General features: G+C 59.1%; 23 protein-coding genes and 1 tRNA gene. 11 read left to right on the plus strand and 13 right to left on the minus strand.

All coding sequences use genetic code 11. The features are described from left to right. Positions 1-17: 17 nt before the first annotated feature. Positions 18-1,226, minus strand: a complete 1,209-nt coding sequence (locus FS804_RS19100) for an ABC transporter substrate-binding protein (RefSeq protein ID WP_006698064.1) — start codon at positions 1,224-1,226, stop codon at positions 18-20. Positions 1,227-1,437: 211 nt separating this feature from the next. Between FS804_RS19100 and FS804_RS19105 the strand changes: the two genes are divergently transcribed. Continuing rightward, positions 1,438-2,355, plus strand: coding sequence for a LysR family transcriptional regulator (locus FS804_RS19105; protein ID WP_063947199.1), 918 nt, complete (start codon positions 1,438-1,440; stop codon positions 2,353-2,355). A 135-nt stretch (positions 2,356-2,490) separates the two neighbouring features. Continuing rightward, positions 2,491-3,513, plus strand: coding sequence for an LLM class flavin-dependent oxidoreductase (locus tag FS804_RS19110; RefSeq protein WP_144578501.1), 1,023 nt, complete (start codon positions 2,491-2,493; stop codon positions 3,511-3,513). Between the two features lie 186 nt (positions 3,514-3,699). Here FS804_RS19110 and FS804_RS19115 read toward each other — a convergent pair whose 3' ends face one another. Next, positions 3,700-4,818 carry a mandelate racemase/muconate lactonizing enzyme family protein gene (locus FS804_RS19115; protein ID WP_144578502.1) on the minus strand — a complete coding sequence of 373 codons (1,119 nt, stop codon included), beginning with the start codon at positions 4,816-4,818 and terminating at the stop codon, positions 3,700-3,702. 229 nt (positions 4,819-5,047) lie between these two features. Between FS804_RS19115 and FS804_RS19120 the strand changes: the two genes are divergently transcribed. Together FS804_RS19120 and FS804_RS19125 are read left to right on the plus strand one after the other, a co-directional pair. Beyond that, the gene (locus FS804_RS19120) at positions 5,048-5,722 is read left to right on the plus strand and encodes a GntR family transcriptional regulator (RefSeq protein ID WP_144578503.1); all 675 of its coding nucleotides are present in this window, start codon (positions 5,048-5,050) and stop codon (positions 5,720-5,722) included. Between the two features lie 105 nt (positions 5,723-5,827). Then, complete coding sequence (locus FS804_RS19125; protein WP_144578504.1) at positions 5,828-7,297, plus strand: mannitol dehydrogenase family protein; 1,470 nt, start codon at positions 5,828-5,830, stop codon at positions 7,295-7,297. Between the two features lie 49 nt (positions 7,298-7,346). On the opposite strand, the gene FS804_RS19130 is transcribed toward FS804_RS19125, so the two are convergent. From FS804_RS19130 to FS804_RS19170, 8 genes are all read right to left on the minus strand, one after another. Next, positions 7,347-8,192 carry an ATP-binding cassette domain-containing protein gene (locus FS804_RS19130; protein WP_144578505.1) on the minus strand — a complete coding sequence of 282 codons (846 nt, stop codon included), beginning with the start codon at positions 8,190-8,192 and terminating at the stop codon, positions 7,347-7,349. Then, positions 8,189-9,028: an ABC transporter ATP-binding protein gene (locus FS804_RS19135; RefSeq protein WP_063947193.1), complete on the minus strand. Its 840-nt coding sequence runs from the start codon at positions 9,026-9,028 to the stop codon at positions 8,189-8,191. Before FS804_RS19135 ends, FS804_RS19130 begins: the two co-directional genes overlap by 4 nt. 3 nt (positions 9,029-9,031) lie before the next feature. Further along, positions 9,032-9,946 carry an ABC transporter permease subunit gene (locus FS804_RS19140; protein ID WP_144578506.1) on the minus strand — a complete coding sequence of 305 codons (915 nt, stop codon included), beginning with the start codon at positions 9,944-9,946 and terminating at the stop codon, positions 9,032-9,034. Further along, positions 9,943-10,950: an ABC transporter permease subunit gene (locus FS804_RS19145; RefSeq protein ID WP_004437854.1), complete on the minus strand. Its 1,008-nt coding sequence runs from the start codon at positions 10,948-10,950 to the stop codon at positions 9,943-9,945. Before FS804_RS19145 ends, FS804_RS19140 begins: the two co-directional genes overlap by 4 nt. A 63-nt stretch (positions 10,951-11,013) precedes the next feature. Next, positions 11,014-12,618 carry an ABC transporter substrate-binding protein gene (locus FS804_RS19150; RefSeq protein WP_144578507.1) on the minus strand — a complete coding sequence of 535 codons (1,605 nt, stop codon included), beginning with the start codon at positions 12,616-12,618 and terminating at the stop codon, positions 11,014-11,016. Between the two features lie 117 nt (positions 12,619-12,735). After that, complete coding sequence (locus FS804_RS19155; protein ID WP_144578508.1) at positions 12,736-13,923, minus strand: Xaa-Pro peptidase family protein; 1,188 nt, start codon at positions 13,921-13,923, stop codon at positions 12,736-12,738. A gap of 531 nt (positions 13,924-14,454) precedes the next feature. Then, positions 14,455-15,204 (minus strand): SDR family oxidoreductase, encoded by a 750-nt coding sequence (locus FS804_RS19165; protein ID WP_063947188.1) that lies wholly within the window; start codon positions 15,202-15,204, stop codon positions 14,455-14,457. Then, complete coding sequence (locus FS804_RS19170) at positions 15,201-15,812, minus strand: nucleoside 2-deoxyribosyltransferase (RefSeq protein WP_144578509.1); 612 nt, start codon at positions 15,810-15,812, stop codon at positions 15,201-15,203. Before FS804_RS19170 ends, FS804_RS19165 begins: the two co-directional genes overlap by 4 nt. A 160-nt stretch (positions 15,813-15,972) precedes the next feature. Here FS804_RS19170 and FS804_RS19175 point away from each other — a divergent pair, with 160 nt between their 5' ends. The 4 genes from FS804_RS19175 (at position 15,973) to FS804_RS19190 (ending at position 20,082) form a co-directional block, all read left to right on the plus strand. Next, the gene (locus FS804_RS19175) at positions 15,973-16,599 is read left to right on the plus strand and encodes a ribonuclease D (protein WP_063947186.1); all 627 of its coding nucleotides are present in this window, start codon (positions 15,973-15,975) and stop codon (positions 16,597-16,599) included. Between the two features lie 84 nt (positions 16,600-16,683). Next, positions 16,684-17,916 carry a hypothetical protein gene (locus tag FS804_RS19180; protein ID WP_144578510.1) on the plus strand — a complete coding sequence of 411 codons (1,233 nt, stop codon included), beginning with the start codon at positions 16,684-16,686 and terminating at the stop codon, positions 17,914-17,916. 48 nt (positions 17,917-17,964) lie between these two features. Further along, the gene (locus FS804_RS19185; RefSeq protein ID WP_144578511.1) at positions 17,965-18,273 is read left to right on the plus strand and encodes a hypothetical protein; all 309 of its coding nucleotides are present in this window, start codon (positions 17,965-17,967) and stop codon (positions 18,271-18,273) included. A gap of 258 nt (positions 18,274-18,531) precedes the next feature. Continuing rightward, on the plus strand, positions 18,532-20,082 hold the full coding sequence (locus FS804_RS19190) for a hypothetical protein (protein ID WP_144578512.1): 1,551 nt from the start codon (positions 18,532-18,534) through the stop codon (positions 20,080-20,082). A gap of 93 nt (positions 20,083-20,175) precedes the next feature. Here the strand turns inward: FS804_RS19190 and rpsA are convergent, their stop codons facing one another. Both rpsA and cmk read right to left on the minus strand, forming a co-directional pair. Next, positions 20,176-21,876 carry a 30S ribosomal protein S1 gene (gene rpsA / locus FS804_RS19195; RefSeq protein ID WP_063947182.1) on the minus strand — a complete coding sequence of 567 codons (1,701 nt, stop codon included), beginning with the start codon at positions 21,874-21,876 and terminating at the stop codon, positions 20,176-20,178. 169 nt (positions 21,877-22,045) lie between these two features. Further along, positions 22,046-22,678 (minus strand): (d)CMP kinase, encoded by a 633-nt coding sequence (cmk, locus tag FS804_RS19200; protein WP_144578513.1) that lies wholly within the window; start codon positions 22,676-22,678, stop codon positions 22,046-22,048. A 226-nt stretch (positions 22,679-22,904) separates the two neighbouring features. Between cmk and FS804_RS19205 the strand changes: the two genes are divergently transcribed. After that, positions 22,905-23,291, plus strand: a complete 387-nt coding sequence (locus FS804_RS19205; protein WP_063947181.1) for a TIGR02300 family protein — start codon at positions 22,905-22,907, stop codon at positions 23,289-23,291. 153 nt (positions 23,292-23,444) lie between these two features. After that, positions 23,445-23,520: transfer RNA gene (locus FS804_RS19210), tRNA-Ala, on the plus strand. A 264-nt stretch (positions 23,521-23,784) separates the two neighbouring features. On the opposite strand, the gene FS804_RS19215 is transcribed toward FS804_RS19210, so the two are convergent. Continuing rightward, a complete protein-coding gene (locus FS804_RS19215; protein ID WP_063947180.1) occupies positions 23,785-24,159 on the minus strand; it encodes a PAS domain-containing protein in 375 nt (124 codons plus the stop codon). Positions 24,160-24,367: 208 nt separating this feature from the next. On the opposite strand from FS804_RS19215, the gene FS804_RS19220 reads away from it, so the two are divergent. Then, on the plus strand, positions 24,368-25,270 hold the full coding sequence (locus FS804_RS19220; protein ID WP_144578514.1) for a hypothetical protein: 903 nt from the start codon (positions 24,368-24,370) through the stop codon (positions 25,268-25,270). The last annotated feature ends 63 nt before the right edge of the window (positions 25,271-25,333 follow it).

A 25,333-nucleotide genomic window follows, 5' to 3' on the forward strand; every position in this document is an offset into this window, starting at 1 on the left:
TTTATTGCATCAGTCTTTTATTGCGTCACCAGCGGGCAACCGCTCTTTGCGGGGTCCATGAAGGCTTCCTTGCCGGGGATGGTGGCGAGAACCTTGTAATAATCCCAGGGCTGCTTGCTTTCGTCAGGCTTCTTCACTTCCATGAGGTACATGTCGTGGATCATGCGACCATTGGCGGCCACATGGCCGTCCTTGGCGAAGACGTCGTTGACGGGCATTTCCTTCATGGCTTTCGCGACGGCGTCGGCATCGTCGGTGCCGGCCTTTTCGATCGCCTTCAGATAATGCAAGACAGCGGAATAGGTGCCGGTGTGAACCATGTTCGGCATGGCGCCGGTGCGCTCCTTGAAGCGCTCACCAAACTTCCGCGATTCATCGTCGCGGTCCCAATAAAAACCTTCCGTCAGCGTCAATCCTTGAGCTGCCTCAAGGCCGAGGCCATGGACTTCGGCTAGCGTGAAGAGAAGCGCTGCAAGGCGCTGGCCGCCGGCAACGATACCGAATTCCGCCGCCTGCTTGATGGCGTTGGAGGTGTCGAGACCGGCATTGGCAAGACCGATAACCTTCGCGCCCGAGGACTGCGCCTGCAGCAGGAAGGACGAGTAGTCGGTCGTCGCCAGCGGATGGCGCACGGAGCCCAGCACCTTGCCGCCATTGGCCTTGACGAAATTGGACGTGTTTTCTTCCAGCGAATAGCCAAAGGCATAGTCGGCTGTCAGGAAGAACCAGCTGTCGCCGCCCTGTTTGACGAGTGCGCCACCGGTGCCGACAGCCAGCGAATAGGTGTCATAGGCCCAATGAAAACCATAAGGGCTGCACTGCTTGCCGGTCAGCTCGGTGGTGGCAGCACCGGTGTTGACGGTGATCTTCTTCTTGTCTTTGGAAAGCGCCTGCACGGCAAGGCCAACCGATGACGAGGTCAGTTCCATGATGGAATCGACCTGCTCGGTGTCGTACCACTGCCGGGCAATATTGGAGGCAACGTCAGCCTTGTTCTGATGGTCGGCGGTCACCACTTCCACCGGCGCACCGAGCACCTTGCCGCCAAAATCCTCGACCGCCATCTTCGCGGCTTCATAGGAGTATTTCCCGCCGAAGTTGGCGTAAACACCCGACTGATCGTTCAGGATGCCGATCTTCACCTTGCCGTCCGAAATCTCGGCAGCATAGGCAGCGGTGCCAGCGGCCAGTGCCATGGCCGTGGATAAAACGATACTCTTGCGCATGACTTCTCCTCCCAGAGAGATTGCGAGCCTCAGATTGTCTGTGCAGCGGTGAACCGAAACCCTGCACATGAATGGCCGCACCGCCCTCCTCAAAGCGGTGCATCCTGAGCGTAGACTTCTCGAATTCGTCCATTGACACAAGAGCAAGTCATCATCAAATTGCGAACAGGAACTGTTCATTTTTGAACAGAATTCTTGATGGGAGACAAATATGGCCACGCCGTTCACCTGGGACGACCTGCAATATTTCCTGGCCGTGGCCCGCACCGGACAACTCTCATCCGCCGCCAGAAGCCTGCGCACCAGCCACGCCACCGTCTCCCGCCATATCGACCGGCTGGAATTTTCGCTTAAAACCAAGCTCTTCGAGCGAAACCCGCGCGGTTACGAACTGACAACGGTGGGTCGTCGACTGGTGGATACCGTCGAGCGCATAGAGGCTGAGGCTGAACGGCTGCAATCGGATATTTCCGAAAGCGGCAGCCTGCTGCGTGGCGTTGTGCGCCTGAGCGCCCCTGAAGGTTTTTCCAATTTTTTCTTCGTTGAAAGGCTGAAGGACTTCGCCGCCACCCATCCCCACATCATGGTGGAAATGGTGACGATCCAGCAGATCATGGCGCTTTCCCGTAAGGAGGCGGATGTGGCTGTCACGCTCGATCCGCCGAAGGCCGGTCCCTATATCAATGAACAGATCATCGATTACACGCTGCATATTTACGCCTCACGGTCCTATCTCGCCGGACAGCCGAAAATCACGAAGCGGGAAGACCTGCTCGACCACTTCTTCATCGGCTATGTGCAGGATCTGATCTTTTCGCCCGGCCTCGATTACATGCGCGACGTGCTTCCAGGCCTGCGGCCAAATTTCCAGTCTTCGAGCATCTTCGCACAGCTAACCGCCACGCTCGGAGGGCGAGGGCTCTGCATCCTGCCGAATTTCATCGCCGCGCGCTTTCCGGATTTACAGATGGTGCTTCCGGGTGAGGTCGAGCTGCGGCGAGGTTACTGGCTTACCAGCCATCAGGACTTTGCCAACGTGCCACGGGTGCGCTCCCTGATGGATTTCATCCTCACCACCGCGCGCGCCCACGAAAAGCTCTTTATTCTCAACCGCGGCATCATGGTCTGAAATCGCGATCGTTCACATTTTGGCGACACCCTGTCTACGCCCGGCAGGTTGGAGGAACTGCCCCATTGCCTATATGAGGGACAACAACAGAGCTGGCTTGCAGAGCCGGCATCCTCCGACATCTGGAAGATCACTATGAAAAAGATCGGATTCCTATCCTTCGGCCACTGGACGCCCTCCACCCAGTCGCAGACCCGCTCGGCAGCCGATACGCTGCTGCAATCGATAGACCTCGCCGTGGCTGCGGAGGAACTGGGGGCTGACGGCGCCTATTTCCGTGTGCACCATTTCGCCCGTCAGCTGGCCTCGCCCTTCCCGCTACTGGCCGCCGTCGGCGCCCGCACGAAGAAGATCGAGATCGGCACCGGCGTCATCGATATGCGCTACGAAAACCCGTTCTACATGGTGGAGGATGCCGGTTCGGCCGACCTCATCGCCGGTGGACGCCTGCAGCTCGGCATCAGCCGCGGCTCGCCTGAACAGGTCATCGATGGGTGGCGTTATTTCGGTTACCGACCGGCTGAGGGCCAGAGCGAAGAAGATATGGCGCGTCAGCACACCGAGGTCTTCCTCGAGCTTTTGAAGGGCGAAGGCTTTGCCGAGCCGAACCCGCGGCCGATGTTCCCCAACCCGCCCGGCCTTCTGCGGCTGGAGCCGCATTCGGAAGGTTTGCGTGAGCGCATCTGGTGGGGTTCGAGCTCCAATGCAACGGCGGTGTGGGCGGCAAAGCTTGGCATGAACCTGCAAAGTTCCACGCTCAAGACGGACGAAACGGGTGAGCCTTTCCACGTCCAGCAGGCGCAACAGATCCGCACCTTCCGGGAAGCCTGGAAGGAGGCCGGACATGCCCGCGAGCCGCGCGTCTCCGTCAGCCGCAGCATTTTCGGCCTCGTCAATGATCGCGACCGCGCCTATTTCGGTTACGGTAACGAAGGCGACGACAAGATCGGCTATATCGACGACAAAACGCGCGCGATCTTCGGACGCAGCTATGCCGCCGAACCGGAAAAGCTGATCGAACAGCTGAGGGCCGACGAAGCCATCGCCGAGGCCGACACGCTGTTGCTGACCGTGCCGAACCAGCTGGGCGTCGATTACAACGCCCATGTGATCGAGACCATCCTGAAGCAGGTGGCGCCGGCTCTCGGTTGGCGCTAAATTTGGAAAAATTGCACCATCCACACTCCGTCACCCCGGACTAGATCCGGGGTCCAGCGCGATCAAGTCTTTGATCGCGAAAGACTCTTTTCACGGCGCAGACGCGCCGTGGCTGGATGCCGGAGCTAGTCCGGCATGACGGAGGACGGACTTACCTCCATTAAAATCCGGGCTGTGTACCGCTGTTCATTTCACCGCCTTGCCATAACGCGCGAAGCTTTCCGTCAGCGGCGTGGTGCTCGCCCCCGGCTGCTCGGGCCGTTTGTAAACACCATCACGCACCTGGATCGGCTCCTCAAAATGATCCTTGATCCAGGGTATATATTCGAGAATGGTCGAAGCCGGGTGCCAGTAGCTCAGATGCACATGCACCTGGCTCATCTCGCCAGCATGCGGCACGACAGGCAGGCGATGGGCGAGTGCCAGATCCGCGACCTGGATATATTCGGTGATGCCGCCAAGCCGCGTCACGTCAGGCTGGACGTAGGCGACCGCGCCTGCATCGATGAACGAACGGAACGCATCCGACGTATAGAGCTGCTCGCCGAGCGCAATCGGGATAGTGGTATTGCGCGCCAGCCGGGCATGGCTCGTCACATCGTCGTACCACAGCGGTTCCTCGAACCAGTAGATGTCCAGATCCCTCGCTGCCGCACAGAAGCGCTGGCATGTGGGCAGATCCCATTTGCCGTTGCCGTCGATGGCGATGCGGATGGATGAGCCCACGCGTTTGCGGACGGCGGCAAGCCGGGCGATGTCGATATTCGGATCGTCATGCCCGACCTTGATCTTCAATCGGGTAAAACCGTCTTCCTCCACCGCCCTTGTGCTGCCTGCGAGCAAATCGTCCAACGAGAAGGAAAGCCAGCCGATATCGGTATTGTAAGCTTCCACCGCCGGCGTGCGTGCACCGCCGAGATAGTGCCACAGCGGCACACCCGCCTTTTTCGCCTTCAGGTCCCAGAGAGCCACATCGATCGCGGCTAACGCCAGATGCGTGATGCCGGCCCTGCCGACCCATTGGAGCGAGGGATAACGGGCGAGTTTCATCCAGAGCCGTGAATGCTCCGACGCGTCCTCGCCGACGAGCAATGGTGCATAACAATCACTAATACAGGATGTAATCAACCTGTCCGACGCCAGATGCGCATGGGTGCCGGTGAAACCATAGCCCTCAAGGCCCTCGCTGGTGATGATCTTCGCGCCGACGACGCCCCAATGGGTGATGCTGTGGGTGGAATCCGAAATGGAGTCCGAGGTCAGCGGCAGGTGTAGAATGAAGGGTTCGACGGTGGTGATTTTCATGATCGGTGATTCCTCGATTGCTGATTGCTTGCGGGGAGGAATAGACGCCGCGTCCTCGCGACCATGGCCGCGAAGTGGCTTTCGGGAATTCGCCAGACCGCCCTCCTCCAGCACCCGGCTTCCGACGATGGGTAGAGCTAAAGGAAAAACGGCATTTGTAAAATAAAAAATTTTTTATTTTTAATATTCAGCCATTGCCAGCCCTTAGAAGCTGGGCAATGATGCCGCCATGAACTCGCTGGTCAAAGTCACGCTCGCCGAACAGGCGCATCAGGAACTGCGCGCGCGCATCGTCAGCGGCAGATTGCGCGGCGGGGAACGGCTGCTGCCCAATGAGCTTGCCGCCGATCTCGGCATCAGCCCCACGCCGGTCAAGGAAGCCTGCCTGAAACTCGAGGCCGATGGCCTGGTGGTCAATTCCTCCCGCCGCGGCATGGTGGTGCGCGATTTCACCGTGGAGGACGTTGAGGAACTTTACGCCGCCAGAATGCTGCTCGAAAAAGGTGCGGTGGACGTGGCCTTCGATGCCGGCCAATTGGACGGAGCGCTGCACGCGACACTGCTGGAAAGCCTTGCGAAACATCGCGAGTTCGCCAAGGGCTCGACGCTGGACGAATTGTCGAAAGCGCTTTTTTATGACCGCAGCTTCCACACGATCCTTGTGTCGGCGGCGCGCATTCCCGTCATTTCCGACTCGCATGAGCGCATTCTCGACCAGACCCACACGGTCTTCGTCTCGATCCTCGGTGATTACGCCCGCTCGGTCGAGGAGCACCAGAATATTGCCGATGCCATTGCCGCCGGCAGTAAGGCCCAGATCATCGATGCGCTATGGCGGCATCTGGAGCGCAGCCGCCAGAACACGCTGCGTCAGGTTCGGCTCCTCAAAGAGGCCAGCGCCTGAAAGAGCGAGCGCCAGATGGGATGGACGAGAACACCGAAACGGCGTCAATCTTGAGGCCCACGCTGCCAACCGAATCCCTATCCTTCCAGACGGAGATTTCCCTCCATGCCAGACCGGCTTTGCGTCGCAACCCTCGCCATTCTGCCACCGACGGTCGCAACGCCTACCTATGACCGGGAGACGATCACGCCCGGCATCGTGCACCTCGGCGTCGGCGCTTTTCACCGGGCGCATCAGGCGGTTTTCTTCGACGATTGCCTCAATCGCGGCGAAACAGGATGGGGCATCATCGCCGCATCGCTGCGCAGCCCGGACACCCGCGACGCCATCGAACCGCAGGATAATCTCTACACCTTCTGCCTTCGCGACGGCAAAAGCGAGCGCCTGCGCATCATCGGCTCGATTGTTGAAACCGTCGTCGTCCCGGAAAACCCGCAGCGCTTGGTAGAGCGGATGGTCGACCCGAGCGTCCTCATCGTTACCCTGACCGTGACGGAGAAGGGATACCTGACGAACCTCGCCTCCCGCAGCCTGCTGAGCGACCATCCAGATATCGTCCACGATCTCGAAAATCCGAAGCGGCCGCGCTCGATCTTCGGTTTCATCCTTACAGCGACCCGACGCAGACGTGCAGAGGGTTCCCTGCCCCTGACGCTGCTGTCCTGCGACAACCTGCCCGCTAACGGACACATGCTGCGCAAGCTGCTGCTCGAATTCGCGCGCCTTGCGGATGAGGAACTGGCATCCTTCATCGAAGACAATATTGCCTGCCCCTGCTCGATGGTCGACCGTATCGTTCCCGCCACCACTGATGCGGACCGGCATGCGATTTCTGCCGCACTCGGCCTGCGTGATGCGTGGCCGGTCGTTGCCGAACCCTATTTCCGTTTCGTCATCGAAGACCACTTTCCGCATGGCAGGCCGGCGCTTGAGAAATCAGGCGTGGAATTCGTCGATGATGTCGAACCTTACGAGCATATGAAGCTGAGGATGCTGAACGGCTCCCACAGCGCCATCGCCGCTATCGGCCAGATTACCGGCCTCGCGACCGTGGCCGACGCCTGGGCTGAAAAGACCGTGCGCGATTTCATCGATGCCTACTGGCGAGAAGTCGGCCGGACGCTCGCCCCTGCCGTCAATGGTGTGGAATTCGCGGCCGGGCTGCGGGAGCGTTTCGCCAATCCGTCGCTAGAACACAAGACGATGCAGATCGCCTCCGATGCCTCGCAGAAAGTGCCGCTACGCATTCTTGCACCCTTGCGCGAATTGCTCGAGAAGAACGCCGAAAGCCGCGCCATCATTCTCGCCGTCGCCCTGTGGATCAGGTCCTGTGCGGGGAGAAACGAAAAGGGAGAGCCGGTCACGATTCTCGATCCCGCCTTCATGGAGTGGGATGCACCGGATCAGTTGAAAATGGCGCCGGATGAGGTTGTCGACCGATTTCTGGCCTTCAAACGCGTCTTCGCTGATGATCTGCCTGACAACGAGGCCTTCGTTTCGAGCCTGAAGGCGGCCTACGGTGACATCAGAGAGCTCGGCGCACTTGCCGCCATCGGAAAGTTTTTAAAGTCCTGAAAATGAAACAGGCCGGGAAACCCGGCCTGTCATCAGTGCTTTCGTCTGCTTAAGCTGCTGCGCCCTGTCGCGCCGCCTTGCGGCGTTCAACGCGGGCGCGGATTGCCTCCACATCCGTGACGGGCGTGGCGGCAAAAAGCTGCCGCGTATAGGGATGCTTCGGATCGGCGAAAAGCTCCTCACGCGTGCCTTGCTCCACAGCTTCGCCTTTGGAAATGACCAGCACGTCGTCAGCAATATAGCGGACCACGGAAAGATCGTGGCTGACGAAGACATAGGTCAGCTCGAACTCTTCCTGCAGATCGCGCAGCAGATTCAAGACCTGTGCCTGCACCGAAAGATCGAGTGCCGAGACCGGCTCGTCCAACACCAACAGCGCCGGGTTCAGCATCAGCGCGCGCGCAATGGCGATGCGCTGGCGCTGCCCGCCCGAGAACATGTGCGGATAGCGATTGAAATGCTCAGGACCAAGGCCGACCTTCACCAGCATGGCTTCGGCCCGCTCGCGACGCTCGCCAGCCGGCATGTTGGTGTTGATGATGAGCGGCTCCATCAGCACGTCACCCACCTTCTGGCGCGGATTGAGGCTGCCATAGGGGTTCTGGAACACCATCTGCACCTTGGAGCGCATCTGCGTGTCCGGACGGCGCTTGGCGATATCGACCGGCTTGCCCTCGATCTTGAGCTCACCGCCGGACGCCGGGTCGATCAGCGCGATGATGCGGGCGAGCGTCGACTTGCCCGATCCGGATTCCCCGACGATGGCGAGCGTCTTTCCGCGTTCGACGGCAAAATCGATGCCCTTCAGCGCCTGAACGGTCTTTGCGCCGCCGAAAATGCCGCCGGGGACGTGGTAATGGCGGCTGATCCCCTTGCCTTCGACAACGATACTCATCGAACGCCCTCCTTGCCAAAGAAATCGGAGACAGTGGGCAAACGGTCGCCGGTGGCATTTTCCGGCAGGGCCGAAAGCAATGCCTTGGTGTAGGGATGCTGCGGGGCTTCGAAGAGGCTCAAGACATCTGCCTCCTCCATCTTGCGACCCTTATATTGCACCACGACGCGATCGGCGGTCTCCGCCACGACACCCATATCATGGGTGATGAGGATCAGCGCCATGCCGTATTCTTCCTGCAGCTTCATCAACAGGTCGAGGATTTGCTTCTGGATGGTCACGTCGAGCGCAGTCGTCGGCTCGTCGGCGATCAGAAGGCGCGGCTTGGAGGCGATCGCAATCGCAATCATCACGCGCTGGCACTGGCCGCCCGACATCTGATGCGGATAGGCCTTCAGCTTCGTCTCGGGATCGGGAATACCGACGGCGCGGAACAGTTCCAGCGCCCGGGCGCGCGCGGCAGCGCCGCCCATGCCGAGATTGAGGCGCAGAACTTCCTCGATCTGGAAACCGACCGTGAAAGACGGATTGAGCGAGGCGACCGGCTCCTGAAAGATCATGGTAATCTCGCGGCCGATCAACTTGCGGCGCTCCTGCGGCGACATGGCCAGCAGGTTGATACCGTCAAACACCATTTCATCGGCCGTAATCGTCGCCGTATCGGGCAGAAGCCCCATGACGGCAAGCATCGAGACCGATTTGCCCGACCCGGATTCACCGACGATCGCCAGCACTTCGTGCTTGTCGACGGAGACATCGATGCCATCGACGGCGGTGAACGCGCCTGTCGCGGTGGCGAATTTAACCGTCAGGTTCTTGATTTTCAGCAGGCTCATCTCTCAGCTCCGCTTCAGTTTGGGATCGAGCGCATCGCGCAGCCCGTCACCCATCAGGTTGATGGCAAGCACCGAGATCAGGATCGTCAGGCCCGGAAGGGTGACAACCCACCAGGCGCGCAGAATGAACTCACGCGCTTCGGCAAGCATCGTACCCCATTCGGAGGCAGGCGGCTGAGCGCCCATGCCGAGGAAGCCGAGTGCGGCCGCGTCGAGAACGGCGGACGAGAACGAAAGCGTTGCCTGCACGATCAGCGGCGCAAGGCAGTTCGGCAGGATGGTCTTGAACATCAGCCGCAGATTGCCGGCACCGGCCACGCGCGCGGCCGTGACATATTCACGCCGAAGCTCGCTCATGACGGCAGCGCGCGTCAGACGGGCAAAATGCGGCTGATAAACGATGGCAATGGCGATCATCGCGTTGGTGAGGCCCGGCCCAAGGATCGCGACCAGCACCAGCGCCAACAGCAACGACGGAAACGCCAGGATGACGTCCATGACGCGCATGATGACGGAATCGACCCAGCCACCAAAAAAGCCGGCAATGAGACCGATGACGATGCCGCCGACGAGCGCGATGGAGACGACAACGATACCGATGAACAGCGAATATTGCGCCCCGTAGATCAGCCGGGACAACATGTCACGCCCGACGGCGTCCGTGCCGAAGAAGAAGCCGGCACGGCCGCCTTCCTGCCAGACCGGCGGCACGAGCAGGGCGTCGCGATATTGCTGTGTTGGATCATGCGGCGCGATGAGCGGCGCGAACACCGCGACAAGCACCAACAGAATGAAGACAGCAAGGCCGATGACGGCACCACGGTTCTGGCGGAAATAAAACCAGAAATCGGCGATCATCCGGCGGCGGATGGCAGCGTCAGAAAGCCTGACGACCGGAGCTGTGGTCAGATCGCTCATTTGTGACGGATCCTTGGATTGATGAGGCCGTAGGTCAAATCGACGAGCAGGTTAACGATCATCACCAGGCCCGCAATCAACAGCAGGCCGCTCTGCACGACCGGATAGTCGCGGCGCGAGATGGAATCGATCATCCACTTGCCGATACCCGGCCAGGAAAAGATGGTTTCTGTCAGAATGGCACCCGCCATCAGCACGCCGATCTGGAGACCGATAGTGGTGATGACAGGGATCATGGCGTTGCGCAGCGCATGAATGCCAACGACGCGCGAAGGCGACATGCCCTTTGCGCGAGCCGTGCGCACATAATCCTCACCCAGAACTTCAAGCATGGCCGAGCGCGTCTGGCGCGCAATGACGGCAAGCGGAATGGTGGCAAGCACCACCGAGGGCAGGATAAGATGCGAAAACGCTGAGGCGAAGGCGCCCTTCTGCCCCGAAATCAGGCTGTCGATCAGCATGAAGCCGGTGACGGAGGGGAAGAAATACATCAGCGAGATACGGCCCGAAACCGGCGTCCATTGCAGGATACCGGAGAACATGATGATGAGCAGCAGGCCCCACCAGAAGATCGGCATGGAAAAGCCAACCAGAGCCGTCGTCATGGAAATCTGGTCGAACCAGGAACCACGTCTGATGGCGGCGATGACGCCAACGGGCACGCCGATGAGCGTTGCGATGATGATGGCGACGAGACCGAGCTCGACCGTCGCGGGAAAGAGCGACAGGAACTCGGTGAGAACCGGCTTCTTGGTGACCAGCGAATTGCCGAGATCGCCCTGAAGCAGCCGTCCGAGAAAATGGAGATATTGTTGCCACACGGGCTGTGCAAAGCCGAGCTGTTCGGCAAGCTGCGCATGCCGTTCGGGCGAAATACCACGCTCGCCCGCCATCAGCAGCACGGGATCGCCCGGCAGGACGCGCACGAAGGCGAAGGCGACGATGGTAATCCCGAGGAAGGTCGGAACGAGATAGAGAAGTTTGCCGAGAATGAACCGGATCATGGTTTTTTCCTGAAAAGACGCGCGGAAGAACAGGGTTCTTCCGCGCGTCCGGTTGTTCGGGGATTACTCCGCGATGTCGACGTTTTCGAAGGTGAAGTCGCCAAGCGGGCTCATGGTGAAGCCGGAAACCTTGGCGGACATGGGAACGAACTGCGTGGAGTGCGCAAGCGTCGCCCACGGAGCCTGTTCCTTGAAGATCACCTGGGCCTGCTCATAAAGCTTGGTGCGCTCTGCAACGTCGGTGGTCTGCTTTGCCTTGGCGAGCAGGTCCGAGAACTTCTTGTTGCACCACTGTGCACGGTTCGCACCGCCTTCACCTGTTGCGGCGCAGGAAAGGAGAACGCTGAGGAAGTTGTCCGGGTCACCGTTGTCGCCGGTCCAGCCGAGGATGACGGCGCCGTCGCGCTTCGTTTCGGTGGACTTCTTGAGATATTCACCCCATTCGAAGGAGACGATCTCAGCCTTGACGCCGACCTTCGCAAAATCCGACTGGATCAGCTCGGCGGTGCGACGGGCATTAGGCATGTACGGACGCTGAACCGGCATTGCCCAGATCTTCATAGACAGATCCTTGACGCCAGCGGCTTCGAGAGCCTTCTTGGCTGCTTCCGGATCGTAAGCATCGTCCTTGATGCTGTCGTTATAGGACCACATGGTCGGCGGGATCGGGTTTTTGGCAACCTGGCCTGCACCCTGGAACACGGCGTCGATGATCGCCTGCTTGTTCATCGCCATGTTCAGCGCCTTGCGCACTTCCGGCTTGTCGAAAGGTGCAACGGTCGTGTTGTAGGCGAAGTAAGCGACGTTCAGGCCCGGCTGTTCATCGAGCTTGAGGTTCTTGTCGGCGCGGATGGTGGCGAGGTCAGCCGGAGCCGGATAAGGCATCAGGTGGCATTCGCCGGCCTTCAGCTTCTGCAGGCGAACGGCGGCGTCAGGCGTGATCGCGAAGATCAGGTCGTCGATCTTCGGGGCTTCACCCCAGTAGTCGGCGTTCTTCTGATAGCGGATGACCGCGTCCTTCTGGTAGGCGACGAACTTGAACGGACCCGTGCCGATCGGCAGGTTGTTGAAGTCTTCCTTGGTGCCGGCCTTCTCAAGCGTATCGGCATATTCCTTCGACACGATCGAAGCGAAAGGCATGGCGATATTGGCGAGGAACGGCGCTTCCGGGCGGGTCAGCACGAACTTGACCGTGTAATCGTCGACCTTGACGATTTCCTTGATCAGGGACGGCATTTCCATGGAGTTGTAATATTCGTAGGTGATGCCTGCGATATACTGGTTCCACGGGTTCTTGGCGTCGCCCTGGCGGTTGTAGCTGAAGATCACGTCGTCAGCGTTGAATTCGCGGCTCGGCGTGAACTTGTCGTTGGAGTGCCACTTGACGCCCTTGCGCAGGTGGAAAGTGTATTCGAGACCATCCTTGGAAACGTCCCATTTTTCCGCAAGGCCGGGCTCTACTTCGGTCGTGCCCTTCTTGAACTCCGTCAGACGGTTGTAGACCGGATGCGCGGAAGCATCGAAGGTGCCGCCTGCGGTATAAGGCGACGGATCGAAGCCTTCCGGCGATGCCTCGGAGCAATAAACGAAGGTCTTCGCCATGGCTGGCATGGCGGAAGTCATCGCAAGTGCAGAAGCGATAAGCAAACTGCGGGTCAGCATTTTCATCTGATGGTCCTTTCCCTCTTTTTCTGAGTTCCTGCGGCCCCCTCCAGGGGCCTACCTCTTCTGGTCAGCAGCGACATGGGTTCCGTGTCACCGTTCGGTCTTTTGCCTCCCGACCAATTACCCGGCAACCGGCTGAAACAGCCGGTCGAGGTTCGTTTCCGGCGGGCAGAACCAGCGCGGCCCTGCCTCCGTCATATAAGCTATATCCTCGAGACGGACGCCGCATTCACCATAGACGCACAGCATCGGTTCAATGGAAAAACACATGCCCGGCTCCAGCACCGTCGCATTTCCAGCAACGATATAGGGTTCCTCGTGAATATCCAGCCCCAGCCCATGGCCGGTGCGGTGCGGCAGGCCGGGAACCTGATAACCGGGACCGAAACCGGCCGCCTTCAGGCTTTCGCGCGCGGCCTTGTCGACGTCCTGACAGGCGACGCCGGGGCGCGCAACGGCAAAGGCTGCGGCATGAGCATCGCGCTCTGCGTTCCAGAGGAAGCGCTGGCGATCGGTCGGCGTGCCGAAAACGTAAGTGCGGGTGATGTCTGAGCGATATCCATGGAGAATACCCCCGAGATCGACGAGCACCATGTCGCCGGCCTTCAGCGTCTGTGCATGGGCAACGCCGTGCGGATAGGCCGTCGCCTCACCGAATTGCACCGCCACAAAAAGGGGCTTGAGGCCAAGCGCAATATGGGCGGCATTGACAAAATCGGCGACTTCGGTCGTCGATATTCCGGGTCGAAGACCTTCGAACACTGCCTTCTGCACGCTGTAGCTCGCGTCCATTGCCGTCTGGATGATGGCCATTTCGGATGCGGACTTGACCTGCCGTTGCGCAACGATCATCGGCTGGGCGGAGATGATCCGCCCTTCCAGCCGCTGCATGAGCGCCGATGCAAACACAAAGGGCGTAGCAGGATCGATCGCAACGCGATGACCAGGACAGCTCAAAGCGTCGATGCGATCAGACATCAGATCGAAGGGATTTTCATCTTCTTCCCAAACGGCGACGTCACCGGGAATGCGGATGAGCGTCTGCAGCTTCGGTTCTTCGAAGGTCGGGCTGATATAAAGCGGCGCGCCCTTGGAAGGAATGAGAGCACCATGAATACGCTCGGACAGACCAAGCGACAAACCGGTATAATAGGTCAGCGACGACGAAGCATCGAGCCAGACCGCCTTCACATTTTCACGGATCATCCGCGCCTGAAGGCCGCGCAGCCGCAGCCTGAACTCATCTTCAGCGATCGATGAAACCGCGACCGGCTGAAAACGTTTCAGCGCCTCTTGTAAGTCTGCCATTCTCTCCCCGTCGCTTTGGGGCCGCAGACATCAAAGTGCCAGCCACCTCCCAAGCGTTCTTTTGCTCATGCTTAAACAGAGCCATGGAGCGAAGCAATGGGCCGCTGGAGAGCGGCAAGAGAAAACTGTGCAAATTTATCTAGACATAACGAAAATGTGATCGACGCCGTCCCGATTTCGGTTGCCGTCGCCTTGACGACTTGAATTGGCGCACCCCCGGAAATCCAAGGGTATTGTCAGCCGGCAACGGGGAGCGGCCACAAAAATATTTCTGCGAAGAGAAGTCCAGAAAACGAAAAAGCCTGCCGCGGGAGGAGGTGCGGCAGGCTTCAAACTTGATCGGTGATTGGGAGGAGGAGTACCACCGATCCACATCGAGCGACGCTGGGAGGAGGAGTGCGTCGCTTCGATGATTGGAATATAGCGGTTCCTGCGATTTTTAACAGAGCAAGTCTCGCAATGCAGCATTGCAAATCTGCATAGCTCCCCGGATCTTGCTCTGTTTTTCAGCACACATCGTTCAGCGCGACATCAGCTTTCGCGGTAGACCTGGAAACCGGCAAAGGACTGGTTGACTGGCATCAGCTCCAGGCTGTTGATATTGATGTGTTTTGGCTGCGAAGCCACCCAGTAGATCGTGTTGGCGATATCCTCGGACGTAATCGGGTTAACGCCCTTGTAGAGATTGTCCGACGCTTCCTGGTTTCCACCGGTGCGCACCAGCGTGAATTCGGTTTCACACATGCCGGGCTCAATCGACGTTACGCGCACGCCCTTTCCATGCAGGTCAGAACGCAGGCCCAGCGAAAACTGGCGCAGGAAAGCCTTCGTCCCGCCGTAAACATTGCCGCCCGTATACGGATAATGCGCGGCGACCGAGGCAAGATTGACGACAATGCCCTTGCGCTCAATCAGCGTTGGCAAAAGATGATGGGTGATGTTGAGCAGACCGGTGATGTTGGTGTCGACCATCGTCTGCCAGTCTTTCAGCGGCACCTGCGGCGCGGGCGCGGTGCCGAGAGCAAGACCCGCATTGTTGACGAGAATGTCGATGCCCTTGAATTCCTCCGGCAAAGCCGCCAACGCCTCTTCGGTCGCCGGTTGATCGGTAATGTCAAAGGCTGCCCCATGGAATGCGGACCCGAGTTCTGCTGATAGGGCCTCCAGCCTTTCCGCCCGCCGGCCGGTGCCAATGACCTTCCAGCCTTCCTTGACGAAACGCCGGGCCGTCGCCTGGCCAAAACCGGATGTCGCGCCGGTTATAAGGATGGTGCCGCTCATGATGATGCCTCCACATTCGTTTTTTCAGGATAGGTTTCAGTCAGCAATCTTTGGGCTGCCACTGCAAGGCAGCGTCTATACGCTTCGAGATCCGTATACAGCGCCTCTTCTGCGGCATCGCCAACAATGACAACCCCGCCCCGGCGCAGGATGCCGCCGTGCAGCATGAGATTGTCGACCATGTCGAAATTTTCGATGGAAAGCCCGTCCGGTCCGCGATACCGCCCCATTTCATCCATCGTGGCAACATCGTTGTAATGCGCCTTGATACGCGAGAAATGATTGGCGGCGACATTGGTGTAAGCGAAAACCGGCTTACCCAGCGCGCACATGAAACCAAGCTCGTAGCTTGTGCCGGTATCGGCGGCGATCCCGCGAAAGGGCGTGAGATTGGCAATCACCGCATCGGCCTCGAGCATCATCCGCTCGTCCACTTCGTTGATATTGCAGCCGTGGCCGATCCTGCTATCCGCCGGCGGTATTTGCAAATCACCTGGAGAGAGCGGCGTAAACCCGGCTTCCCGGGCGAGCGCGGCCTTGAGGTCAAGCATCTCACGCGCATTCGGGAGGAAAACTTCCGGGCCAGCGAGATAGATTTTCTTTGTCATGGGGAATTCATGCAATCTGAAGGAAGGAATGTGTTGAACCTAACCCGGGCTGTTTCGCAAAGGCAAGCCGATGAAGGGCGGAAACCGCCCATAAACAGTATCGCCCCGATGCCCTTTGCGTTATAGCCGGTTCGACAGACAGGAAAATTCGGAGCAAGACATGGCAGCCACCATCCGCTACCACGAGGGCGATATTTCCGCCGAAGATGCCGCCCGTTACACCGGTGCCATCGCCATCGATACGGAAACGCTGGGGCTGGTGCCGCGCCGCGACCGTCTCTGCGTCGTCCAGCTTTCACCGGGCGACGGCACGGCTGACGTCATCCGCATTGCTGCCGGCCAGACGGAGGCCCCGAACCTGGTCCGAATGCTGGCTGACCCCGCCCATCAGAAGATTTTTCACTATGGCCGTTTCGATATCGCCGTTCTGTTCCATACGTTCGGGGTCACGACCACGCCGGTCTTCTGCACCAAGATCGCGTCACGTCTCTGCCGCACCTATACGGATCGGCACGGGCTGAAGGACAACCTCAAGGAAATGCTGGAAGTCGATATCTCCAAGGCCCAGCAATCCTCCGACTGGGCGGCGGAAACCCTGTCGCCGGCACAGCTCGAATATGCCGCCTCCGACGTGCTTTATCTGCACGCACTACGTGACAAGCTGACCGCGCGCCTCATCCGTGACGGCCGAATCGATCATGCCGACGCCTGTTTTGCCTTCCTGCCGACCCGCTCCAAGCTTGATCTTCTCGGTTGGGACGAAACGGATATTTTCGCCCATAGTTGAGCGTTCCCAGCCTGTGTTTAAGCTCTGATTTACCAGAACTGCCTATTCTCGGCTGCAACTTTGGGCAGCCGGGAACCGTGAAGGATGATCACTCCGCTACAGCAGACAGCGGGTATTGCTGTCAGCGACCTGATGCGCTCGATGGTGGAAGCCATAGAGGACCGCAGGCGCGAAGAGCAGGAAAAGGCGAACGGCACCAAAAGGGATGATGCGGTCAAGACCCAGCCGCAGCCGGACAAAAGCCATCGTATCGCCAACGAAAAGATCAGTGCCTATCTGTTCGGTTTCATGAAACAGGACCCGAACGCATTCGCATCCCTTGTCTCCCGCTTTTCCTCCGCGCTTGGCGTCACGCAGGAAGCCGATGAATCAAGCTTCTCATTCGCGCGGCGGCTTCAGGACGCCCTGACCCTGACGACGAGTTTCAGCAAAACCGACGTGCAGGGAAAAGCCACGACGATTTCTCTGAAATCCTTCGGCGTTTCGGAGGCGCAGGTTGTGGAGGTGCTGAACAACGGTATCACTGCCAAGACCGATGCCATGGCTGCTCTCGCCGCCCGCATCGCAAAGCGCGCGGGATTGACGGGTCAGGAGGAAAATTTCGGCGCGCAGATGTCGACGGTCATCATGTCCATGCGTGCAACCTTGCCGAAAAACGACACCGAACTCGAAGAGGTCACGGGGCTCAAGGAACTCGGCATTTCGGCAAAACAGATGATCGCTGCTATCGCGAACCCCTATGGGGACGAGGCGCGCGCGGTGAAAAATGCTCTGAACGAGCAGGTGCAGGGCACGCAATTCATGACGCGGGAGACGTTGAAGATTATCCAGCGCCTTGAAGATGTCGCCGATCCGAAGACCAAGGAAAAGCTGCAAGCCGAACGCGGCAAGGAAGAGATCGGCGAAATCAACGATGCCGAAGTCAAGGCCGAGCGCGAGGAGGAAATCAAGGCCCTCAATGCGCAGGGCAAGCTTGAGGACGTGCAGGAGCTTCAGGATGTCGTGAAGGAGCACATCGATGCTTCCATGGACAAAAAGGCAGACGGCAGCAACAAGCAGAAGCCGAGCGATACCTTGCCTGAAACGACGCTCATCTCCGTATTAGCGGCGACATCGAAGGAAGACACCGCTCCAACTGAAAACCAAGATGAGCCGGCAAAGGCGAAAGCGGCGGCCGAAAGTCCAGCTGACGTGGAAAATGATGCTGAAGAACTGCTTAAAGCGCAGGCGGTTGTTAATGACGCCCGCGCCGCCATTTTGCCGATCGCGATCGATGACAATGGGCTTTACGAACTGCTGAAGAAAAAGGCGGCATGACTGCCGTTCGGACCATTCCCTTGAGCGAAACATGATGTGAGTTCAGACATGACCGATATTCCCGGCTTGCCCGGCGAGGTCCTTTACGACGATGAGCACAATGTGGCGCAAGCCTTGCTATCCATGGCCGCCCCGCCGCTTGTTCCCGACGACGCGACTATTGCTGCTGCCGCCGACGAGGAGCAACCCATGTCCACGCTGCAGAGGCGGCCGGAGCGCAGCTTGCCCATGGCGAGTTGGCTTGATGCCATGCCACCGGTTTCGTACGAAGCTCCTTCAAGCGACGCGGACCATATTTCCTCGGTGAATTCCGACGATAACGGCCTCTATCGCATGTTCATCGGCGTCTCTCCCTGACTGCGCGTCTACGGCGCGGGGCCGGTTAGCCAAATCTTAACGGTTGCAAGCCAGGATTGAACCAGATGATTCTGTATGCGCTGGAACCGTTGACGCGGGCAGGGACGCATACGGCGCTCCCGCATGAGCGGGCGAGATGACACCTGTACATCACCGGCGCGGCGATTTCTCACCATTCGAGCCAGATGCGGATCACGAGGCCAATGGGGATTGGCCTCTCGCAGCCAGCGGCGGTCACCGATAGGAACGGAGCGCAGCATGTTACCGCCTGTACCGAAAATCGCAGCAGCCGACGCCGCCAATGGGACCACCGTTTTGGTGACCACGCGCACGCCGGTGAAAGAAATCGTGCCGACACGGATGGGCGACCCTGCCCCTGAAACCAGTGGCAGCCTCTTCGCCCGGGCCGCCGTCGCCTCGCTCACCGGCGAATTTCAGCTCTCCCGCAGCACTGCTGTTCTGGCAGAAGCGTTGGGCAAGCTTATGAACCTGCCACGCCGGGACGGCGAGGCTATCCAGACCTATGTGACGCGACTGACGGAGGCGCTCCGCGCCTTGCCAGCATCGCAGCGCCTGGCATTGGAACAACAGGTCGGCAAGGCGCTGCAGGGTTTGACCCTGACAATGCTCGCCGAAATTCTCAAACAGCCGACGGGGCCGGATGCTGCTCGTTTGGCGCTGCTGATAGAGCTTTCCCGATACAAGGGTGCGGATTTGGCGGCCAGGGCCGCGGTTTCATTCTATCAGCAGAACAACGCGGCTCATTCTGGGACGACCGCTGCACCGCCCAACCAACCGAGACAACAGACAGCACCAAATCAGACTATCGAACCCCGCCGATCTTCCGCCCCCACAGCGCCGGCGGCGAACGCCGCAGGCGCCACCAAACTTCTTCCCATGCTCATCGGCCCGCTCGTCCTCAGTGGCGCAGCGGTGAAAGCAACGGTCGCGGCTCTGACTACGCCGCCCGAATTTCGCACCACAAAGCAAGTCGTATTGGCCGACACGGATGAGGTGCCGAGCATTCTCGCCAAACCGGATGGACGAGCGAACGACGCCGCACGTCCGCTTCCCCCGCAAGCCGGCGGCGGGGCGAAGGAGATGTCAGGTGACAACCGTCTGCCAAACTTGCCCCGCATCGACAATGGTGAAACGCGCCCTGCCGTTGCGCATCGGGAATTAGCCAAGACTGATTCGAAGGAAGCCCGCACGGGCGTCATCTCACCATCCGGTGCGCTAACGGACGATGCCGAGACCATAAACACCCTGTTGCTTGCGGCCGCAACAGGCAGGCTTCCGCTCAAGGCAGCCGTTCCGCAGCAGGCACTGCCCGCGCCGCAAAGCGCTGCGCAACAGCAGTCTGACGATCAGGCCACGGAAAAAGCCGCCCTCGCAACGCCTACGACTCATCCCGTCGGCGAGGAGACGGACGCTGCGACCAATCGACCGGAACCCCAGATGCGCGCGACGCTCGACCCGGAAGCGAGAACGGCGATGCTGGAGCAAACGGCCTCGCAATCCCTGCTCGCCGCGGCTCTTGCGAAAGACGGCACGCCACTACCGCTCGTCGCCTACCCGCCAGCGGATGAAGACTACGAATCGGAAACGCCACCGCGGGGTGGTGGACCGTTTTCAGAGGAAGAGGCGGAAGAGGAAGCCGAGGCTGGGGCTGAGGATCGCGATAATCAGGAAGACAAGGAAGAACGCATCGCCGCCAATGACACGAGCGGGGAGCAGGTGAGCGGGTCCCCAGCAACGTCCGACGACAGTGCAGAAAACTATTACCTGAAGATGAGCGGCATGCTCTGAAAAGCGGCTCGCTGCCCCCATAAGGATGAGCTGCAAGCAATAAAAAACCCGCCGGAAATTCAGGCGGGTTCTTCATTTCAACGATCTTGGCGATTATTCGCCGCGGTTCTTCAGAGCCGCGCCGAGGATGTCGCCGAGCGAAGCGCCCGAGTCGGAGGAACCGAACTGTGCGACGGCTTCCTTCTCTTCAGCGATTTCCAGAGCCTTGATCGAAAGCATGACCTTGCGGTCCTTCTTCGAGAAGTTGACGACGCGGGCGTCGACAACCTGGCCAACGGAGAAGCGCTCAGGGCGCTGCTCGTCACGGTCACGGGAGAGATCAGCGCGACGGATGAACGAGGTGAGGTCTTCGTGGTTGACGAGCTTCACTTCGATGCCGCCATCGTTGACCGCGGTGACTTCAGCGGAAACGACTGCGTTCTTGCGCAGGTCGCCGGAAGAAGCGGCTTCGCCGACAGCGTCCTTGCCGAGCTGCTTGATGCCGAGCGAGATGCGTTCCTTCTCAACGTCAACGTCGAGAACGACAGCCTTAACGACGTCGCCCTTGTTGTACTCTTCGATGACCTGCTCGCCCGGACGGTTCCAGTCGAGGTCCGACAGGTGAACCATGCCGTCGACATCGCCTTCGAGGCCAATGAACAGGCCGAATTCGGTCTTGTTCTTGACTTCGCCTTCGACTTCCGTGCCAGCCGGATGGCTGTAAGCGAATGCCTGCCACGGGTTTTCAAGCGTCTGCTTGAGACCGAGCGAGATGCGGCGCTTGGACGGATCGACTTCGAGAACGACAACGTCAACTTCCTGGCTCGTGGACAGGATCTTGCCGGGGTGTACGTTCTTCTTGGTCCAGGACATTTCGGAAATGTGGATCAGGCCTTCGATGCCCGGCTCCAGCTCAACGAATGCACCGTAGTCGGTGATGTTCGTGACCGTACCGGAGATCTTCTTGCCAACCGGGTACTTGGCGGAGATGCCATCCCACGGATCCGACTCGAGCTGCTTCATGCCGAGCGAGATACGGTGGGTTTCCTGGTTGATACGGATGATCTGAACCTTGACCTGCTGGCCAATGTTGAGGATTTCCGAAGGATGGTTGACGCGGCGCCATGCCATGTCGGTGACGTGCAGCAGGCCGTCGATGCCGCCGAGGTCAACGAACGCACCGTAATCGGTGATGTTCTTGACGACGCCGTCAACAACCTGGCCTTCTTCGAGGTTCTGAACGATTTCAGAACGCTGCTCGGCACGCGACTCCTCGAGAACCGTACGACGCGAAACGACGATGTTGCCGCGACGCTTGTCCATCTTGAGGATTTCGAAGGGCTGCGGGTTGTGCATCAGCGGGGTCACGTCGCGGATCGGACGGATGTCGACCTGCGAACGCGGAAGGAAGGCAACAGCGCCGTCCAGATCGACGGTGAAACCACCCTTGACCTGGTTGAAGATAACGCCTTCGACGCGCTCGCCAGCTTCGAACTTGGCTTCGAGCTTGACCCAGCTTTCTTCACGACGAGCCTTTTCGCGCGACAGAACAGCTTCGCCGAGAGCGTTTTCGATGCGCTCGACGTACACTTCAACTTCGTCGCCAACCTTTAGCGTGCCGTCCTTGGACTTTGCGCCGAATTCCTTGAGCGGAACGCGACCTTCGACCTTGAGGCCGACGTCAACGATGGCGACGTCCTTCTCGATTGCCGTGACGATACCCTTGGCAACATAGCCTTCGGCAAGATCGTTAGAGGCAAAGGATTCTTCGAGAAGCGCTGCGAAATCGTCGCGCGTGGGGGTAGATACTGACATGAAATCTCCTGAATGCATCCGCACGGGGGCGAATACAAAGCGCCGGTGGGCTAGTGTTGTTGATACCCGAACCCATGCCCGCCTCTTCAAGAGGCTTTCCGGCGCAAGGACATGTCTTCAGGCAATTCCGGACTAAACGCAGATGGCGACAAGCCGTTCCGCGAAAAACCTATCTCTTCAGAGCGGCGTCGATAATCGTGCGCGCGGCCTGAAACGCCGCCTCTATACTCATTTCCGACGTATCAAGCAAGTGCGCGTCTTCAGCCGGTTTCAACGGGCTGTCGGCACGGCCCATGTCCCGCTCGTCACGTTTTTTCACCTCGGCGAAAATGGCATCATAATCCGCGGCGCCGCCACTCTCCAGAATTTCATCGTAGCGCCGGCGCGCCCGCACGTCTGGAGAAGCCGTCACATAGAGCTTCACCGGCGCGTCCGGGCAGACGACGGTCCCGATGTCGCGGCCATCAAGCACCGTACCGGGCTCCTTTGCGGCAAAGCGCTGCTGCGCCTCGACCAGCGCGCGCCTCACGGGCGTCATCACCGCAATCTTTGACGCAGCCTCGCCGATATCGTGCCGGGAAAGCACGGCGCGATCCAGGCCGGCAAGATCGACCTCCAGCGCTATTCTCTCCGCGACGGTCTCATCATCGAGCGGCAACCCGGCATCCAGAAGAGCCTTGGCGGTCGCGCGGTAGGTCAGGCCTGTATCAAGGTGATGAAAGCCATAGGTCTCGGCTATCCTGCGGGAAAGGGTTCCTTTGCCGGCCGCGGCAGGCCCATCTATGGCAATCGTGAAGGTCATGAAGCGTTCCGTCCGTGCATCCGTCGTCACTTTAATAATGTGTGCGAAGCCTCTCCTATTACATCAGCATAGACGCATAGGGCTTGCGCCAGCGGAGGTAGCACGCGAAGTTTGTCTTTGACACGAAAGAGCGCAACGATTAAGGGGACCGGCTATAAATTTTACCGTCTATGCCGGTTTCACGGCGTACACACCGAAACTCATTCGACAATTTGAGGCTTAGACAGTGGCAAAAGCGGAACTTGGTACCAAGCGCACAGACCCCGATACCGGCAAGAAGTTCTACGATCTGAACCGCGATCCGGTCGTTTCTCCCTACACCGGCAAGTCCTGGCCGCTCTCCTTCTTCGAGGAAAGCACCGCCCAGGCCAAGATGGAGCAGGCTGAAGAAGAGGAAGTGGCGGAAGTCGATACCGAAAACACGGAAGTCGAACTCGTCTCGCTGGAAGATGCCGATGGCGACAACAGCGGCGACGACATCCCTGATCTGGGTGACGACGACGACGTCGAAATCGACGACGATGACGACACCTTCCTCGAAACCGACGACGAAGATGACGACGACGACATGTCCGGCATCATCGGCGTACCGGGTGACGACGAAGAAGCTTGATTTTCCATGATAATCCGGCCCGGCGACAAAAAAATGACGCCGGGCCGTTTTTTATGCTTGCACTCACCGGAAAGCCGAAGTAGTAAGCCGCCACCGAACGGAAACAACAACCGCTTCGGTTCCCGGAACCGGAAGAAATGCCGGAACCCTTATGGGGCTATAGCTCAGCTGGGAGAGCGCTTGCATGGCATGCAAGAGGTCAGCGGTTCGATCCCGCTTAGCTCCACCAAACCCTTCTCAGCAGTAAAATTTCTTTGCGCAAAAACGTAAAACGATGTCCGAGCATCGCGTTTTGTCGCCGTACATCCTCGTGCCTGAGGCGAGCATCCAGATATTTGTCACACAGACGATGCTTCAGCACCGGTGAGCCCGCGTGCAGCAGGCGGAGGCCGATGATATGTTGACCGGTAGCACGCACTCCGGCCCAGAACCTCACCGCACCATCTGGCAATGCATGAATTGATCAGCCGGCTTCATGGCGACCAGCCGTCTGCTACATCAGCAGAACCTTGCCGGCTGTCACATCCCTCACCGTTCCCATCGCCATGATCGGAAGACGGTCGCTGTCCAGAATTACTCGTCCCGTCGTGCGCAACCAGCGAAAACCACCCGCCTTCAGCTGGATGCGGTATTCCTGATCATAAAACACGCCATTGGTAAGGGAATTATAGACGGCCTGAGCAACGCGTGCGCGCGAACCGTTTTCGATTTGGGCAATGAAATCCTCGACCGGAATGCCTCTTGCGCCCTGTTCCGGGGAAAATTCGCGCAGATGGGCGGCTACGGCATCCAGATAAACCAGATTCGGCCCGACGTTCCAGGTGTAATAACCCACAAGTGTCTCTTCGAAAGATATGTTGTCCAACACTAGCCTTTTTGGTCTGAAATGCTTGCGGCGGCTCTGTAACATAGCTGATGCCGGACGGCTAATGCCAAGAGTTCATCCTTTTGTCTGACGGGCCGCGATTGTGCGAACAGGCATTTTATCGACAGCGCATTTTAGCGGCTATGTTGGCGAACCGGGCATCCTGTGCCAAAGAAGATTGATCCTGGGGACAACGATTAAAGGACCAGCCGTGACAATCGGGCTTGCCCACGCCGAACTCATTGCCGTCGTTACCGCGATGACGACGGATGAACCGCGTGTGATGACCGTTCGGGAAGGTATCGCCCTACCCTCTGGGCCTTTCGAATTCGGACACAGGACGCTCCAGAGCGGGTTGCGTGAATGGATCCACGAGCAGACGCACCACCCAATTGGTTACCTGGAGCAGCTCTACACCTTCGCCGATCGCGACCGTAACAATGACATTCCAGGCGGGAGAACGATCTCGATCGGTTATCTCGGCCTGGTGCGCGAGCAGGAAGCGTCGGGCGGGAGACGCGCGCTGTGGCACGGCTGGTACGACTATTTCCCCTGGGAGGATCATCGCAAGGGCCGTCCCGAAATTCTGGGCAGTATCATCGACCGGCTCCGCGACTGGGCCGATTCCGACCTTGCCTGCAAGGACCAGCGTCATCTGCGGGCCAACTTCACCTTCGGCCTCGATGGCGGCGGCTGGAACGAAGAACTTACCCTGCAACGGTACGAGCTGCTCTATGAAGCCGGGCTGGTCGAGGAAGCGCAGGGCGAACCACGGATCAATTTCGGCAAGCCGATGTTTGCCGATCACCGCCGCATCCTTGCCACCGGCATCGCGCGCCTGCGAGCGAAGATCAAATATCGTCCGGTGGTTTTCGAACTCATGCCGGATGCCTTCACGCTCCTCCAGCTTCAACGCGCGGTCGAGGCGCTGGCGGGCCTCACGCTGCACAAACAGAATTTCCGCCGACTGATCGAGTTGCAGCAGCTGGTCGAAGAAACCGGCGACGTGACCACCGAGACCGGCGGACGGCCAGCCAAACTCTTCCGCTTTCGTCAAACCGTTCTTGATGAGCGCGCGCTTTCCGGATCAAAGCTTCCCCTCTCTCGCAATTGACATATGCTCATGATGAGAATATGTATTTGGACGACATATGCTCAATTAGAGCATTAATGGGAG

Origin of the sequence: Agrobacterium sp. DE0009 (assembly GCF_007680755.1) — a bacterium.
GTDB lineage: Bacteria > Pseudomonadota > Alphaproteobacteria > Rhizobiales > Rhizobiaceae > Agrobacterium > Agrobacterium tumefaciens_B.

Coding starts and splice junctions, on each gene's coding strand:
- FS804_RS19100 (WP_006698064.1), bottom strand. CDS start 1,226: ATGCGCAAGAGTATCGTTTTATCCACGGCCATGGCACTGGCCGCTGGC.
- FS804_RS19105 (WP_063947199.1), top strand. CDS start 1,438: ATGGCCACGCCGTTCACCTGGGACGACCTGCAATATTTCCTGGCCGTG.
- FS804_RS19110 (WP_144578501.1), top strand. CDS start 2,491: ATGAAAAAGATCGGATTCCTATCCTTCGGCCACTGGACGCCCTCCACC.
- FS804_RS19115 (WP_144578502.1), bottom strand. CDS start 4,818: ATGAAAATCACCACCGTCGAACCCTTCATTCTACACCTGCCGCTGACC.
- FS804_RS19120 (WP_144578503.1), top strand. CDS start 5,048: ATGAACTCGCTGGTCAAAGTCACGCTCGCCGAACAGGCGCATCAGGAA.
- FS804_RS19125 (WP_144578504.1), top strand. CDS start 5,828: ATGCCAGACCGGCTTTGCGTCGCAACCCTCGCCATTCTGCCACCGACG.
- FS804_RS19130 (WP_144578505.1), bottom strand. CDS start 8,192: ATGAGTATCGTTGTCGAAGGCAAGGGGATCAGCCGCCATTACCACGTC.
- FS804_RS19135 (WP_063947193.1), bottom strand. CDS start 9,028: ATGAGCCTGCTGAAAATCAAGAACCTGACGGTTAAATTCGCCACCGCG.
- FS804_RS19140 (WP_144578506.1), bottom strand. CDS start 9,946: ATGAGCGATCTGACCACAGCTCCGGTCGTCAGGCTTTCTGACGCTGCC.
- FS804_RS19145 (WP_004437854.1), bottom strand. CDS start 10,950: ATGATCCGGTTCATTCTCGGCAAACTTCTCTATCTCGTTCCGACCTTC.
- FS804_RS19150 (WP_144578507.1), bottom strand. CDS start 12,618: ATGAAAATGCTGACCCGCAGTTTGCTTATCGCTTCTGCACTTGCGATG.
- FS804_RS19155 (WP_144578508.1), bottom strand. CDS start 13,923: ATGGCAGACTTACAAGAGGCGCTGAAACGTTTTCAGCCGGTCGCGGTT.
- FS804_RS19165 (WP_063947188.1), bottom strand. CDS start 15,204: ATGAGCGGCACCATCCTTATAACCGGCGCGACATCCGGTTTTGGCCAG.
- FS804_RS19170 (WP_144578509.1), bottom strand. CDS start 15,812: ATGACAAAGAAAATCTATCTCGCTGGCCCGGAAGTTTTCCTCCCGAAT.
- FS804_RS19175 (WP_063947186.1), top strand. CDS start 15,973: ATGGCAGCCACCATCCGCTACCACGAGGGCGATATTTCCGCCGAAGAT.
- FS804_RS19180 (WP_144578510.1), top strand. CDS start 16,684: ATGATCACTCCGCTACAGCAGACAGCGGGTATTGCTGTCAGCGACCTG.
- FS804_RS19185 (WP_144578511.1), top strand. CDS start 17,965: ATGACCGATATTCCCGGCTTGCCCGGCGAGGTCCTTTACGACGATGAG.
- FS804_RS19190 (WP_144578512.1), top strand. CDS start 18,532: ATGTTACCGCCTGTACCGAAAATCGCAGCAGCCGACGCCGCCAATGGG.
- rpsA (WP_063947182.1), bottom strand. CDS start 21,876: ATGTCAGTATCTACCCCCACGCGCGACGATTTCGCAGCGCTTCTCGAA.
- cmk (WP_144578513.1), bottom strand. CDS start 22,678: ATGACCTTCACGATTGCCATAGATGGGCCTGCCGCGGCCGGCAAAGGA.